At 57.5% G+C, this 14061-nt stretch carries 13 protein-coding genes; 10 read left to right on the top strand and 3 right to left on the bottom strand.

Translation table 11 applies throughout. The annotated features are described in order from the left end of the window. Window positions 1-63: 63 nt before the first annotated feature. Window positions 64-870, bottom strand: a complete 807-nt coding sequence (locus AC13RE_RS19360) for a class I SAM-dependent methyltransferase (RefSeq protein ID WP_488564124.1) — start codon at window positions 868-870, stop codon at window positions 64-66. A 345-nt stretch (window positions 871-1215) separates the two neighbouring features. Further along, entirely contained in the window at window positions 1216-2079 is an 864-nt protein-coding gene (locus AC13RE_RS19365) for a DMT family transporter (protein WP_132720195.1), read from the bottom strand. Between the two features lie 329 nt (window positions 2080-2408). Here AC13RE_RS19365 and AC13RE_RS19370 point away from each other — a divergent pair, with 329 nt between their 5' ends. From AC13RE_RS19370 to AC13RE_RS19380, 3 genes are all read left to right on the top strand, one after another. Then, the gene (locus tag AC13RE_RS19370; protein WP_132720194.1) at window positions 2409-2924 is read left to right on the top strand and encodes an NUDIX hydrolase; all 516 of its coding nucleotides are present in this window, start codon (window positions 2409-2411) and stop codon (window positions 2922-2924) included. A gap of 395 nt (window positions 2925-3319) precedes the next feature. Beyond that, complete coding sequence (locus AC13RE_RS19375) at window positions 3320-3583, top strand: hypothetical protein (protein WP_132720193.1); 264 nt, start codon at window positions 3320-3322, stop codon at window positions 3581-3583. A 353-nt stretch (window positions 3584-3936) separates the two neighbouring features. Continuing rightward, window positions 3937-5340, top strand: a complete 1404-nt coding sequence (locus tag AC13RE_RS19380) for an aminotransferase-like domain-containing protein (RefSeq protein WP_488564125.1) — start codon at window positions 3937-3939, stop codon at window positions 5338-5340. Between the two features lie 70 nt (window positions 5341-5410). On the opposite strand, the gene AC13RE_RS19385 is transcribed toward AC13RE_RS19380, so the two are convergent. Continuing rightward, entirely contained in the window at window positions 5411-6433 is a 1023-nt protein-coding gene (locus AC13RE_RS19385) for a LacI family DNA-binding transcriptional regulator (protein ID WP_132720268.1), read from the bottom strand. Between the two features lie 251 nt (window positions 6434-6684). On the opposite strand from AC13RE_RS19385, the gene AC13RE_RS19390 reads away from it, so the two are divergent. The 7 genes from AC13RE_RS19390 to AC13RE_RS19420 all read left to right on the top strand — a co-directional run bounded on the left by AC13RE_RS19390 (window position 6685) and on the right by AC13RE_RS19420 (window position 13983). Beyond that, a complete protein-coding gene (locus AC13RE_RS19390; RefSeq protein WP_488564126.1) occupies window positions 6685-8019 on the top strand; it encodes an ABC transporter substrate-binding protein in 1335 nt (444 codons plus the stop codon). 101 nt (window positions 8020-8120) lie between these two features. Continuing rightward, window positions 8121-9068, top strand: coding sequence for a carbohydrate ABC transporter permease (locus AC13RE_RS19395; RefSeq protein WP_132720190.1), 948 nt, complete (start codon window positions 8121-8123; stop codon window positions 9066-9068). Next, window positions 9065-10006, top strand: coding sequence for a carbohydrate ABC transporter permease (locus AC13RE_RS19400; RefSeq protein WP_112337709.1), 942 nt, complete (start codon window positions 9065-9067; stop codon window positions 10004-10006). Before AC13RE_RS19395 ends, AC13RE_RS19400 begins: the two co-directional genes overlap by 4 nt. Continuing rightward, window positions 10003-10191: a hypothetical protein gene (locus AC13RE_RS19405; RefSeq protein WP_132720189.1), complete on the top strand. Its 189-nt coding sequence runs from the start codon at window positions 10003-10005 to the stop codon at window positions 10189-10191. Before AC13RE_RS19400 ends, AC13RE_RS19405 begins: the two co-directional genes overlap by 4 nt. 3 nt (window positions 10192-10194) lie before the next feature. Next, window positions 10195-11292, top strand: a complete 1098-nt coding sequence (locus tag AC13RE_RS19410; RefSeq protein ID WP_488564127.1) for an ABC transporter ATP-binding protein — start codon at window positions 10195-10197, stop codon at window positions 11290-11292. Further along, on the top strand, window positions 11285-12280 hold the full coding sequence (locus tag AC13RE_RS19415) for an ABC transporter ATP-binding protein (RefSeq protein ID WP_488564128.1): 996 nt from the start codon (window positions 11285-11287) through the stop codon (window positions 12278-12280). The genes AC13RE_RS19410 and AC13RE_RS19415 overlap by 8 nt, the downstream gene beginning before the upstream one ends. Before the next feature lie 11 nt (window positions 12281-12291). Next, entirely contained in the window at window positions 12292-13983 is a 1692-nt protein-coding gene (locus AC13RE_RS19420; protein WP_488564129.1) for a dihydroxyacetone kinase subunit DhaK, read from the top strand. The last annotated feature ends 78 nt before the right edge of the window (window positions 13984-14061 follow it).

Here is a 14061-nt window from a genome sequence, read left to right on the forward strand (position 1 = left end):
AGGTCACGCCGCGGGCAGGATTGTCCCGTCCCGCGTCGAGCGCCTGTGATCGCTCATCCAAGATTAATTTGCGGTCGGCAGCCTTGTCGTTTCCATCACTGTCATCGGCCACAGCAGAGCGATGCCGTTGCCGTCGGAAACGATGTCAAGATGGCGTTCCGCTGCAACAAGGCAGTCGTCGTCGGTGAAGATCTCGGTTGCCGAGAACAGCAATCGCAGAAAATGTCCGAGATCTGCCTTGGTGTCGAAGCGCCAGCGGGTGGTGACATCGGTAAATTGGGGCTTGTCCCATCCGGTCAGAGTGCACAGGCTAGTGGCAAATTCCCGCGAGAGGAAAGAGACCTCGTGGCCGGTACAGCAACTCAGGGCGATAAAATCGTCGAAATAGGCGGCAAGCCGCGTTCCGGCGAAGATGTCGGCAACTACCAGCTTGCCGCCGGGGCGCATATGGGCTGCGATAGCCGTCCAAGCCGCTGTCTTGTCGGAAATATGGTGGACGGCGCCGCGCGACCAGGCCATGTCAAAATCGCGGATCGGCAGGTCGAGCATGTGCGCTGCCTGACCGAAGACCCTGATCCGGCCGCCACTTTCGATTTCGAGATCCTCAAGTTGTTCGGTGGACGGATCGGTTGCGACCAGTAAGCCTGTAGGGCCTACATCTTCGGCGATCGCTCGGCTGAAATGACCGTTGCCGGCGCCGATTTCCAAGACGCGTCGGCCGTCGACCGGCTGCAGGAAGCGGCGCATGGCGGCAATATCGTCAAGCCAGGCATGGGGAAAGAGGTGGAGTGCATCGCGGTAGGTCGCCGAGCGGCGGCCTGAAAAGACGACCTCAGATTCAATCGGTGTCGAGGACATATACATGAACATATGCCTTCCAAAATTGTTGCGGTTCGGACATCTCCCTAGATTCTAGTTATGCGGGTAATCGCAATGCGATTTACCTCTTATGATTAAAACTACAACATAGATTTTATAGGAAATCAATTGCTATTTGCAAGTAATTTAGACATGCATAAGCTTTGTGCAATCGATCTTTTTGGAGGCAGTTTTACCCGAGACAATTGCTGTCTGAAGAGGATATTCTCCCTGATTGGAATAGCCCTATCCCGGATTTCGCGGGGGCCGCTAAGCTATAGCCGGTCATGATCCCAATGCTTGCTAACGCACAGCCGGGTACGATCCTGATCTCAAATGATTGTTAACGGTCCGGTTTCAGGCATTAAGGATCAGGATATTGCCCAGAATGATCGTTGCGCCACCGAGGGCGAGACGTGTATCGACGTGCAGCCCTTCGAATATGACGGAAATTGTCATAGCAACGATGGGAACAACGGTTAGCGCATAAGCGGCGCGGGCTGGGCCGACCTTTTCAATCAGCGTGAAATACATGAGAAAGGTGACGCACGAGGCGACAATTGCGAGATAGGCAAGCTGTGCCAGATAGCCGGTTGTTACAGGTATTGTCAGGGACGTGCCGACAACCACAGCCCAGGCGAACCCAAAGCCGCATCCGCACAATGCGCCCCAACCCATGAGGACTGGGATGGGCAGTCCGCGCCGCTGGTTGCGCGCAGCGATCGCCGTCCCTGCGCCGGTCGCTATCGCGGCAATGGCGGCCCATATGAAGCCTTTCATGGTTTGCGGGTTGAGATGCAAGGCAAAGATCTGTGGGGCGGCCACGATGCCGAGGCCCAGTAGACCAAAGATTATGCCGATCGCGGCGCGGCGGCTTATTCGTAGATCCAGCAGAAACCGGCTGGCTACCGCGGCGAAAAGCGAGGAACTCGACAGCACCAGAGCTGCGATCCCGCTCGGTATACCTTGCGTTGCCTTGTAAAAGGCGATGAAAGCAAGCCCGAAAAACAATATGCCCTGCATTGCCACCCAAGAACGGTCGCCGCGCATAATTGTGATCGGTTTGCCGGTTGCGATCGAAAAGCCGAGCATGCCTGACCCAACGAGAAACATGCGAATGGCGACCGATAGCTCAGGTGCGGAAACGCTTGCCTGCAGGGACGTCACAATGGCGCCCGAGCCCCAAAAAAGTACAGTCGCGAGAAACAGGGCTGCGGTCATCTCACATCCTTCGTGGCCAGACGGTAATCCAGGCAAGCGGCGAGTTCAGCACAAGGTGCACAGAGCTGAGAGCGTAATGTCAACTATTTACTTGCAAAACGCAATTATTATTAAATTGCGTCTGCGATGCCGCTACTGCGCCGGTTTCCGCGATGGCGATTGCCGACGTTTGGGGATCTTGGTTGATGGATCGCGCAATGTTTGAGCGGGCCAGATGGAACGACTTGCGCCGCCTGCCCGTCATATCAGGTAGGCGCCAGCAGTTCTTCGGGTTCAAAACGCCGCTAGCGTAATTGAGGCACGGGTGAAAATCTGACAAGCTGGACGGCATGAAGTCGAAAAAGCAAGGCGGAAAGCCTGCATCACCCAAACCGAAACACTTATTGCAGCAGCTTGCTCGGACGCCGGAGAAGCTGTTTTCAAGTGCTTTCCGCAACCAGTATGGCGCACTTTGTTTCCGCTACAAGGGTGATGAAGGCGAAATCGAGATATTGGTGATTACGTCGCGCGAGAGCGGCCGTTGGATTGTACCGAAAGGTTGGCCAATGAAAGGCAAGGAGCCTCACGAGGCGGCTGCGATCGAAGCCTGGGAGGAGGCGGGCGTTCGTGGCAAGGTGAGGAAGGCGCCGTTTGGCCGGTACACCTATCTTAAAGAACTCCCTGACGGAAAAGTCGCTCCCTGCGTCGTCGACATGTTCCAAATCGAGGTGAAGGAAGTCGGGGCGGAGTTCAAGGAGCGAGGACAGCGCCGGATTGATTGGGTCAGCCCCGACGAGGCGGCGCGCCGCGTGCGCGAAATAGAGCTTAAATCATTGCTCGTCAACTTTAAGCCGCAGCGCAAATAATCACCCGTGCGATCTTGTCTGCTCAGCTGGAAGAGTAATGGTCACGGGTTTTTCGCCTCCCGAAACGGTCGAAGTCGATCGGACGCGGGGCCGGTGATCGGCATCTGGCCGTTGCGATGGTCCGATACCCACCGAATTCCGGCTCATCTCGGCAAGAGTGTCGCTGGTCATCAGACTAAGGTCCGTGTTCAACGCAGGTCTATTCGGATAGTGGATGACCGCCCCCGGTCGCCGACACTATTATCACCCGTCGGCGGTCTGCCCTGTCATTGGAGGAACCTCCGGTGGCAGGGCGAACATTCGGGCTTGATGCTCTTCGCTGATCTATAATCCACTTGGTGGAACCTCCATGCCGACATTTGGTTTGGTATATCGAAGCAAGATTGGAGCAGGCGATGAAAAGAATAGTCGCGACGGGAATTCTGGCGGGAATGCTTGCGGCCTGCCAAGCCAGCCAAGAAGGGTTGAAGCCTATTCCCGGAAGCATCACCTACGGCGGGCAGCCGAGCCAACGGTTACAAAAGTCACCGGTCGGCAGCATTGTTCCTCACACATTCACAGATCAGTGGGGCGAACGAGTGCGCGAGACCTACATCCTGCAGCCCGACCGCAGTCTGAAGCTCGTAGATCGGGTATATCTCGATAACCCGTTCGATTGACCCCTATCACCGGCTAGTCCGTCCTGGCGAGCGTGGCTTCGGCGATGGCCACTGCCATCAGGTGAGAGCGCATCGGATTATGACGCCCCCAAGAAGAGCTCGTGTGGCGGTGTGCCATGAAATAACAAGCGCCGCGCCAAATTGATGCTGCATAATTTGCATCCAATTTCTTCAAAGAGACATTCAATTAAGAGATCAATTTGGAGGCAATTTGCCATTGTGATGATGACCACCAACAGCTGTTCGTGAAGCATCGCACTTATGCGCAGGCGTTTTCCCGTGACAGGGAATTTTGCAACAATATATGGTCAATGGTGACTCGCCCACGCGCCTCACACATTGCGGATCACGACATGAAAGACTGGCATCCTGACCTTAGTCGCTCCTCCAGCCCTCGCTATATGGCTATCGCCGACCTGATCGAAATGGATCTGAGAAGTGGCGTGCTGGCGGTGGGAGACCGTTTGCCGCCGCAAAGAGAGATGGCCAAGCGGCTGAACATCGATTTCACCACGGTGGCTCGCGGTTATGTCGAGGCGCAGAAGCGCGGCCTGGTGGATTCGCACGTCGGCAGGGGCACCTTCGTCACAGGCGGGCAAGATCGCGAAAGGCGTGGTTTCGCGTCCGATGCCATGACCGATCCACGTCGCGCTTCGTTGGTGGACTTGTCGATGAACCTTCCACCGGAGCCTGACGATGCGGATTTGGTTGCCAGCATGCGCGAAGGCCTATCAGCCGTGGCAAGCAATCTGGTTCCGCTGCTGCGATACCAGGCCTTCGGCGGATCAGGCATGGATAAGGATGCCGCTGCCGCCTGGCTCAGCCGTCGCGGCCTGGAGCCTTCGCAGGAGCGTATCTTCGTAACGCCAGGCGCGCATCCGGCGCTGCTGGCGATCTTCGGTCTTCTGGCAAAGCCTGGCGAGACAGTCCTGTCGGAAATCATTACCTATCCGGGTATGCGCTCGATCGCTGCCCAACTGCGCCTCAATCTCTCAGGCTTGCAGATGGATGATGAGGGTATATTGCCGGATGCTTTTGCCGAGGCTTGCGAGCGGCTGCAGCCGAAAGCGCTCTATCTCAATCCGACGCTGCAGAACCCGTTGACGCTGACCATTCCCGAGAAGCGTCGCGGGGAGATCGCCGCCGTGGCCCGTAAATATCATGTGCCCATCATTGAGGATGATGCTTACGGCTTCATTCCTTTGCACGGGCCGCCGCCGCTTGGCGCCATCGCGCCAGACTTGACATGGCATATTGGCGGTCTTGCAAAATGCATCGGCGCCGGGCTGCGCCTTGCCTATGTGGTTGCTCCGGACACCAAGGCGATCTGGCCCTTCGTCAGCGTCATGCGTACAAACAATGTCATGGCCTCGCCGATGACGGTTGCGCTCGCCACACGCTGGATCGAGGACGGCACGGCGGATTCGATCCTGCGCTTCATCCGCGCCGAGGCGGCTGCCCGCCAGCGGATGGTGGCCGATATTCTGCCCAAAGGCAGCTATAAGGCCGATCCGATCAGCTTCAACATCTGGATGCCGCTAACCAACGGCTGGACCCGGTCGACCTTCAGCAGTCACATGCGCTCCTCCGGCATCGGCGTCGTGGCGAGCGACGCCTTTACAGTCGATGGTGCGGTCAGTGAGGCCGTGCGCATCTGCCTTGGCGGACCGATCGGCCGCGACCAACTGAAAGGCGCGCTCGGCTTCATGGCGCATGCGCTCGAAGGCCCACCGGAAATGTCCGCCTCATTCTTCTAGCCATCGTAGAACCATATGAGCTACGCACATCAGGAACTCGGGGCGCGGGCGTTCTAAGGAAGAGGAGCGTCTAGAGATTTTCTTTCAGGAGGATCTCAATGCGTAACCGCTCTTGTTCGGCCAATAGCTCGCGTGCGTCGGCACGAGCGCGCATGATGCGAACCGCGCTGCGCACAGCATGACCCGGATCCAGCGCGATGACCGCATTGATGCTGCCGTCGCGCAATCCTTCTTCAGTAAAGGGGGTGCGCTCGTGGACCACGACCGAAAGATTGCGCAGATCGCTTGTCGCTGCGGCTGCCAAGAGGGGGATGCGCGCCTCTGAGCTCAGTATGTAGGCGGCAACAACATCTTTGTTGCTCTCTAGTACGCGGCCGATAATCTGGCTTGCTCGCTTCTCGTCAGCGTGCGTCTCGATCGATGGAAGGCAGGTGAGGTTCGCAAACTGCTCATTGATTATGGTATCGAAGCCGTGACGCCGCTGAATACTGTCCAGTGATTGCATGGTCTCTGCGACGATCATCACCTTCCCCCGTGTCTGACGGACAAACGTGCCGATCAATCGTCCTGCCGTTGCACCTGCCGCGAAGTTGTCAACGCCCACGAAATCCGCGGCGGGAAGCTTTTCCTGACCGGACAGAAATTGGACGACCTTGATGTCCCTTTCCAGAAGCCGCATCAAGGCATCGCGTACTTGGGGCGATTCCGGCGCCATCACGGCTATGCCGTCGACGGTGTCCTCGCTGATGCCGGTGAGATATTTCGCAATACCGTGGGCGTCTTCGGTGGGGATCTGAACGCAGTCTATATCGGTCAGGTCGCTTTTGAGTGCCGCTCCCAGATTCTCCACCCGACGCAACAGCTCGCCAAGATAGAGATCCCCCGACTTTGGCAGGATGAACCGAAACTTATAGCTCTTGTTGCGTGCGAGGCTGACGGCGGCAGGGTTTCGAATAAAACCAATGCGTTCAATGGCTTCTTGAACGCTGCGGGCGGCTTTTTTGCTCACATTGGGGCGATTGTTCAAAACCCGGTCGACTGTGGCAAGGCTTACGCCGGCGGCTTCCGCAAGGTCCTTTGCTGTTGGCCGCATGATAGCTCCACTTGAATTACAGACAGCAGACATTTCCCTCAAAAACGAGAAAAAGGCAAGAATTGATGTGCGGACCTCAAAAATTGCTTGCATTGAGGTGCGCACCTCAGTTATTTCTTTATTGTCCGGCCGTCGGGTCGGATCGAAGGGAGATAGGCCGGGTTTGGAGTGCGTTTCGCAACATGCCGGCTGTCACGCTTTCACTTATCTTCTCGATGGAGGTCGAGAGGTTCAACGGGAGGATTGAAGCCATGAGGTCTCTTTTGCTGAGCCCGGCGGTTGCTGCCGGGATATATGTTGCCGTATCCGCGGCCGCGATGTCGCACGCTCAAGCCGCCGATCTGACGCTGTGCTGGGCGGCGTGGGATCCCGCCAACGCTTTGGTGGAGCTGAGCAAGGATTTCGAGAAGAAGAGCGGCAATAAGATGCACTATGAATTTGTGCCTTGGCCGAATTTCGCAGACCGTATGCTCAATGAACTGAATTCCAGCGGCAAGCTTTGCGACCTGATGATCGGCGACAGCCAGTGGATCGGCGGCGCGGCGGAAAACGGTCAATACGTCAAGCTCAACGATTTCTTCGATAAGGAAGGAATCAAGATGGACGATTTCATCCCCGCGACCGTGGTCGGATACGCCGAGTGGCCAAAGAATACACCGAATTACTGGGCGCTGCCGGCATTCGCCGATGTCGTCGGGTGGACCTATCGCGCGGACTGGTTCTCCCGTCCAGAGCTTCAGGCGGAGTTCAAGAAGAAGTACGGCCGCGACCTTGCTGTTCCGAAGACCTGGGACGAGCTGACGGACATCGCTGCCTTCTTCCAGGGGCGCGAAATCGACGGCAAGAAAGTCTATGGCGCGGCAATCTACACCGAGCGCGGCTCTGAAGGCATCACCATGGGGGCGATGAATGCCCTTTATAGCTACGGCTTCCAATATCAGAATCCGAACAAACCTTATGATCTGGAAGGCTTCGTAAACTCGGCGGAAGCAGTCGCGGGCCTGGAGAAATACAAGAAACTCTATGAGTGCTGCACGCCTCCCGGTCATTCCGATTCCTATATGACCGAAGACGTCGATGCCTATAAGTCAGGGCAGGTCGCCTTGCAGATGAACTTCACCTTCACCTGGCCGGGCATCAATGCCGATGCCAATGTCGGTGGCAAAAAGACCGGCTATTTCCCAAACCCCGCCGGGCCGAAGGGTGCGCAGTTCGCCCAGCTCGGAGGGCAGGGCATCTCCGTGGTTGCCAACTCCGATAAAAAGACCGAGGCGCTCGACTACATCAAATGGTTCGCGCAACCTGAGATCCAGCGGAAATGGTGGGCGCTTGGCGGCTATTCGGCACTGAAGGCTGTCGTGGACGATCCGGGCTTTGCGTCAAGCCAGCCCTATGCAAAGCCGTTCCTCGATTCGATGGCAATCGTCGAGGATTTCTGGGCCGAGCCTTCCTACGCCTCCCTCCTGCAGGCATCGCAGAAGCGGTTTCATGATTATGTGGTCGCAAACCAAGGTACCGCAAAGGACGCGCTCGACGGGCTTGTCAAGGACTGGAAGGGTGTCTTCCAGGACGACGGAAAATATTGACGCCGGCATAGGGGTATTCCCCGATAGTGGCGTCACGCAGGGTCAGCCGTGCCGACCAGGCTGGCTCTGCCCACCACCAATTTCATGCCAAGGAGACGGACATGCTCCACTCACCGATCGATCGGATTGCCGGTGCGACGCCGCCTGCGATCGCAGCGCGCGTCAAAGGTCTCTCTGATCGCGCCATAGCCTGGCTTTTCGTCGCGCCCTCGATCGTGTTGCTGCTTGCCATCAACATCTTTCCATTGATTTGGACGATCCGCCTCAGCTTCACGAACTTCCGGGTGAACCGACCCAACGAGCCGATACGGTTTGTCGGCCTGAGGAATTACATCAATATCCTGACGGATGGCGATGTATGGCGGAGCATGCAGGCAACCGCCCATTTCTTGATCTGGACCATCATCCTGCAGGTTCTGATCGGCTTCTTGCTTGCCTATCTGATCAACAAGAAGTTTCGCGGCAACGATCTGTGGACGACGATCATCGTGCTTCCGATGATGCTTAGTCCGGCTGTTGTCGGCAACTTCTGGACCTTCCTGTACCAGCCGCAAATCGGCCTCTTCAACTATGTGATCGCTTTCCTGACCGGGAACGATCCTTCCAGCTTCTCGATGATTGCGAGCACCACGTTGGCACCATGGGCCATCGTCATCGTGGATACCTGGATGTGGACGCCCTTCGTGATGCTGATCTGCTTGGCGGGATTACGTTCCATTCCCAGCAGCATTTATGAGGCTGCCGAATGCGACCGTGCCAGCAAATGGCGTCAGTTCTGGACCATTACCATCCCGATGGTACTGCCGTTCCTGATGCTGGCGGTCCTCTTTCGTGGCATCGAGAACTTCAAGATGTTCGATCTCGTCGTACAGTTGACCGGCGGCGGCCCGGGATCGATCACAGAGCTGACATCCATCAACTTGAAGCGCGCGGCTTTCGAACAATGGCGAACCGGTTACGCATCCGCCTACGCCGTCATTCTTTTCGTCACCGTATTCGGTTTGGCATCGATCTACGTCAAAGCTCTAAATAGGGTCAAACAACGATGAGCAGCTATTCCGTAACCGAGCCCTCCGCGCGTCAGAAATGGTTTGCCGGTATTCTGGTCGTCCTCTATTCCGTCATAACCCTCCTCCCGCTGCTGTGGATCATCGCGACCGGCTTCAAATCACCAGCCGATGCGATTTCCTATCCGCCGAAACTGGTCTTCCAGCCGACGATGGAGGGATATGTCAATCTTTTTACCACCCGGACTCGTGTGCCTGAGGATCAACTCAGAGCGCTGGGTGAACCTACGACGTGGTACGACAAGCTGGTGCGCAAGGACGGGCTGATCATCACCGGTGCCTCGCGCTTCGCCGAGCGCTTCTATAATTCCGTCATCATCGGATTTGGTTCGACGGTCCTTTGCATCGTGCTTGGCACGACGGCGGCGTATGCCTTTTCCCGCTTCAAGGTTCCGTTGAAGGATGATCTGCTGTTCTTCATTCTTTCGACCCGCATGATGCCGCCGATCGCCGTTGCAATCCCGATCTTCCTGATGTTCCGATCGCTTGGCCTCAGCGACACGCATGCGGGCATGATCCTGCTCTACACCGCCGTCAACCTGTCGCTCTCGGTGTGGCTTCTCAAGGGCTTTATCGACGAAATCCCGATTGAATACGAGGAGGCCGCGTTGATCGACGGCTATACGCGGTTCCAGGCCTTCTACAAGGTGGTGCTGCCGCAGGCCGTTACCGGCATCGCATCAACGGCAATCTTCTGCCTGATCTTTGCCTGGAATGAATATGCGTTTGCCGTATTGCTCACATCGGGAAATGCCCAGACGGCGCCGCCCTTCATCCCGACCATCATCGGCGTCAGCGGCCAGGACTGGCCAGCGGTTGCCGCCGGCGCAACGATCTTCCTGGTTCCCGTCATGGTCTTCACGATCCTGCTTCGCAAACATCTGCTGCGCGGCATCACCTTCGGAGCGGTACGCAAATGACGACGTTTCTCAATCGCTTGGTACGCCTGCGCCGCGATGCGTGGGAAATTCTCGCTTCGGTCCTGATCGCACTCGGCGTCGTCATGCTGATGCAGCCATTGTGGCTGTCGCTTTACTCCTATTCCTTCCTCGTGACGCTGACAGGAACAGTCATGTTCATCATCGTCAGCCATTTCCCGGAGTGAATCATGGCGCAAATCAGAATTCACAATGTGCGCAAGGACTTTGGAGCGTTCAACGCGGTGAAGTCTTCCACCTTCACCGTGGAAGATGGGGAGTTCTTTATGCTGCTTGGGCCTTCCGGCTGCGGAAAGACGACCACCTTGAGGATGATGGCCGGTCTCGAGCTCCCAACCAGCGGTGAAATCTATATCGGTGGCGAAGAGGTTGGGATGAAGAGGGCAAGCGAGCGCGATATTGCATTCGTTTTCCAGATGTTTGCTCTTTATCCGCATATGAATGTCCGAAGAAATATTTCCTATCCGTTGGTTAGCCAGGGCATGAGAAAGGCTGAGGTCGCAAAGCGGGTCGCGGAAGTAGCCAAGATTCTGCGGATCGAAAATATTCTCGATAAGCCGATCGGCGGACTTTCCGGCGGCGACCGGCAGCGTGTGGCGGTAGGTCGCGCCATTGTCCGCAACCCGAAAGCCTTCTTCATGGATGAACCGCTAGGCGCCCTTGACGCCGAATTCCGCGAACACATGGCGCAAGAGCTGCGGGCACTGCACGACCGCATGGGCGCCACCACCGTCTATGTCACCCATGATCAGTTGGAAGCCATGCAGATGGGCGACAAGATCGTGGTGATGAACCACGGGGTCGTCGAGCAGTTCGGCAAGCCGCAGGAGATCTATGACTGGCCGGCGACGAAATTCGTGGCAAAGTTCATCGGCTCGCCGCCCATGAATTTCCTGGAGTTCGATGGTTCGGTCGGAACCGGCGGAACTCATGTCAGCCTTGCCGGACACATGGTGAGGGTGCCGATGTCTCGCGAAGAGCATGCCGGCAAGTTGGCGCTGGGCGTCAGGCCCGAACACATCCGCTTCAACGACGATTCTGCTTACAGAGGGAGGGTCATAGCCGTGGAATATCTGGGTACGACGCAGATTGTCACGATCGAAACGCCGCATGGCGAGATCAAGGTTCGTACACCATCCCACCAGGCCGCACGTGTCGAAGAACTGATCGGACTAGACTTTGATTCCAGAAGCCTGACGGTCTTCAACTCTGCGACCGGAGCGGCGCTTGTTTCCGAGGCCAACGAGGGAGTGTCGCGCCGTGGCTGAGGTCATCTTGAAGAATATTACGAAATCTTTCGCCGGTCACCGGGCGCTCGATGAGCTGTCCATGATCGTTCCCGACGGTTCGTTCGTCGTTCTTCTGGGGCCGACGGGTGCGGGCAAGACGACGACTTTGCGGATGGTGTCGGGCCTCGATAACCCTGATGTCGGCGAGATCATGATCGGTGGACGATCTATGCGCGGGCTGACACCGGCGCAGCGCAACGTCGCGATGGTGTTTCAGCAATATTCGCTCTACCCGCACCTTTCGGTACGCCAGAACCTTGAATTTCCGCTGAAGTCGCCCTTGCTGAAGACGCCGCAACGCACGATTGACGAGAAGGTGAATGCAGTCGCCGAAATTCTCCAGATTTCCCACAAGCTCGACAATAAGGCGACGGCTCTTTCCGGCGGTGAAATGCAACGCGTGTCCATCGGGCGCGCACTGGTGAGAAACCCGCAGATCTATCTCATGGATGAACCGCTGAGCTCGCTTGACGCCAAGCTGCGCGCCGATCTGCGTATCGAGCTCAAGAGCATTCAGGCCAAATCCGGTGCAACCTTGCTTTACGTCACCCACGATCAGGTCGAGGCGATGACGATGGCAACACATGTCGGCGTCCTTCACGAGGGTAGGCTTGCCCAGTTCGGTTCTCCGCGCGAAATTTATGAACAGCCGGTGAGCGTCTACGCCGCCACTCGCCTCGGACAGCCGCGCATCAACGTGCTGCCTGCCGAGCTTTTCCCCGGTGCCCCGCCAAACGCCAAATCGATAGGTCTGCGTCCGGAGCATATCGCTCAAGGCGATGGCCAGGAGGCGACTGTTACCCGTGTCGAGCATCTGGGCGATCAGACGCGCCTGCATCTTTCGTTCAAGAAACACAATTTGATCACCGTCACCGAGGCTCATACCGCCCTCAGAGGTGGCGAGATTATTAAGATCCAGCCGAACAAGCCGCTCTATTTTGACGCGGCCGGCATGCGCTTGGTTTAAGGGAGGCGAGAATGTCACAATTCCTCAATAGCAGGGAAAAGGCGGTCACCGAAGCAATCGAGGGCCTTCTCGTTGCATCGGGAGGCACCCTGAGCCGCCTCGATGGTTTTCCGCATATCCGTGTCGTCGTGCGTTCGGATTGGGATAAGAGCAAGGTCGCGATCGTCTCTGGAGGCGGATCGGGCCATGAGCCGGCTCATGCGGGCTTCGTCGGCAGGGGGATGCTCACCGCAGCTGTCTGCGGAGATATTTTTGCGTCTCCCAGCGTGGATGCAATCCTTGCCGGTATCCTGTCCGTCACAGGGCCGGCCGGCTGCCTCCTGATCGTCAAGAACTATACGGGCGACCGCCTCAACTTCGGTTTGGCGGCGGAACGGGCTCGCGCCTTTGGCTTGAATGTCAGCATGGTCATTGTGGATGATGACATCGCGTTGCCGCATCTCCCGCAATCTCGCGGGGTGGCGGGCACGCTCTTTGTGCACAAGATCGCGGGAGCCTTGTCGGAGAACGATGCTGATCTGGAGACTATCACTGAAGCCGCGCGCCATGTCATTGCGGGCACGCGGTCGATCGGAATGTCGCTCGACACATGCACCGTGCCAGGTTCGCCGAAGGAACATAGGATTCCGGAAGGCCGCGCCGAACTCGGGCTCGGCATCCACGGCGAGGCCGGCGTCGAGCTGGTAGAGTATACCGGCGTCCGAGCTGCGGTTGCCGCCATGGTCGAGCGTCTCGCGGCAACCATGGATGATAGGCCCCATGTCGTGCTCGTGAATAATCTGGGCGGTGCATCGATGCTGGAAATGTCGGTCATTGTCCACGAAATTGCCCGATCGGCTATTTCAGGAAAGATCTCGCACGTGATCGGACCTGCTGCGATGATGACGTCGCTTGACATGCACGGTTTCTCTATCTCGGTCTTTCCTGCCGATAAGAAAGAACTGGCGCTGTTGGCCAAGCCGGTCGCGCTACCGGCTTGGCCAGGCTTGGCAGCGATCAAACCGGTCGCGGCGCTTGCACTCCCAGATGGGCTGACGCCGATTGCTCCTCTCGCATCGAGGCACGAACCTACCCGTCAGTTTTTGACGGATTGCTGCAATCTTCTCATCCTCTCAGAGATGGATCTGAACGCGCTTGACGCGAAGTCGGGAGACGGTGATACGGGGTCGACCTTAGCCGGCGCGGCACGCGCGCTTATCGACGCGCTCGACCGCCTGCCTCTTTCAGACTATACGCAACTCTTCCGGGCTATGGGGCAGGAACTCAGTCAGACCATGGGCGGATCGTCGGGGGTGCTTCTAGCGATCTTCTTTGCAGCTGCCGGCGACGGAGCGTCGAGTGGGCTCGCCATTCGCGAGGCGCTGCAGGCCGGGCTTTACCGCATGCAGGAGATCGGCGGCGCTCGTCTGGGAGACCGAACCATGGTCGATGCTCTCTCGCCGGCCCTGGATGCGCTCAACGGCGGTTTGGCAGCAGCGGCGCATGCAGCTCGCGCCGGCGCAGACATGACTGCCACGCTCGTCCATGCCAAGGCCGGACGCGCCGCCTACATCAATGCCAAGCAACTTGAGGGCCACATCGATCCCGGCGCGGAAGCGGTCGCTCGGTTGTTTGAATATCTGGCAGGTCGCAGCGATCTATCTGGACAGCACGCACTGGACAAGCGACCGGCTGGCGCATCGCCGGCTGGCTATCGACAATGACGCGCCTACCATGGGTGAGTTTGACGCGGGACTTCTCGATGGAAAAGTTGATTGTGGACTTGCTGGCTTGATCGAAAG

The sequence above is a fragment of the Martinezella sp. CNPSo 3959 genome (genome assembly GCF_057784355.1).

What these genes read in the sequence shown, in the direction of transcription:
- AC13RE_RS19400 (WP_112337709.1), top strand. Translation starts at nt 9,065, where the DNA reads ATGAGCAGCTATTCCGTAACCGAGCCCTCCGCGCGTCAGAAATGGTTT.
- AC13RE_RS19405 (WP_132720189.1), top strand. Translation starts at nt 10,003, where the DNA reads ATGACGACGTTTCTCAATCGCTTGGTACGCCTGCGCCGCGATGCGTGG.
- AC13RE_RS19365 (WP_132720195.1), bottom strand. Translation starts at nt 2,079, where the DNA reads ATGACCGCAGCCCTGTTTCTCGCGACTGTACTTTTTTGGGGCTCGGGC.
- AC13RE_RS19395 (WP_132720190.1), top strand. Translation starts at nt 8,121, where the DNA reads ATGCTCCACTCACCGATCGATCGGATTGCCGGTGCGACGCCGCCTGCG.
- AC13RE_RS19380 (WP_488564125.1), top strand. Translation starts at nt 3,937, where the DNA reads ATGAAAGACTGGCATCCTGACCTTAGTCGCTCCTCCAGCCCTCGCTAT.
- AC13RE_RS19385 (WP_132720268.1), bottom strand. Translation starts at nt 6,433, where the DNA reads ATGCGGCCAACAGCAAAGGACCTTGCGGAAGCCGCCGGCGTAAGCCTT.
- AC13RE_RS19370 (WP_132720194.1), top strand. Translation starts at nt 2,409, where the DNA reads ATGAAGTCGAAAAAGCAAGGCGGAAAGCCTGCATCACCCAAACCGAAA.
- AC13RE_RS19390 (WP_488564126.1), top strand. Translation starts at nt 6,685, where the DNA reads ATGAGGTCTCTTTTGCTGAGCCCGGCGGTTGCTGCCGGGATATATGTT.
- AC13RE_RS19360 (WP_488564124.1), bottom strand. Translation starts at nt 870, where the DNA reads ATGTTCATGTATATGTCCTCGACACCGATTGAATCTGAGGTCGTCTTT.
- AC13RE_RS19410 (WP_488564127.1), top strand. Translation starts at nt 10,195, where the DNA reads ATGGCGCAAATCAGAATTCACAATGTGCGCAAGGACTTTGGAGCGTTC.
- AC13RE_RS19420 (WP_488564129.1), top strand. Translation starts at nt 12,292, where the DNA reads ATGTCACAATTCCTCAATAGCAGGGAAAAGGCGGTCACCGAAGCAATC.
- AC13RE_RS19375 (WP_132720193.1), top strand. Translation starts at nt 3,320, where the DNA reads ATGAAAAGAATAGTCGCGACGGGAATTCTGGCGGGAATGCTTGCGGCC.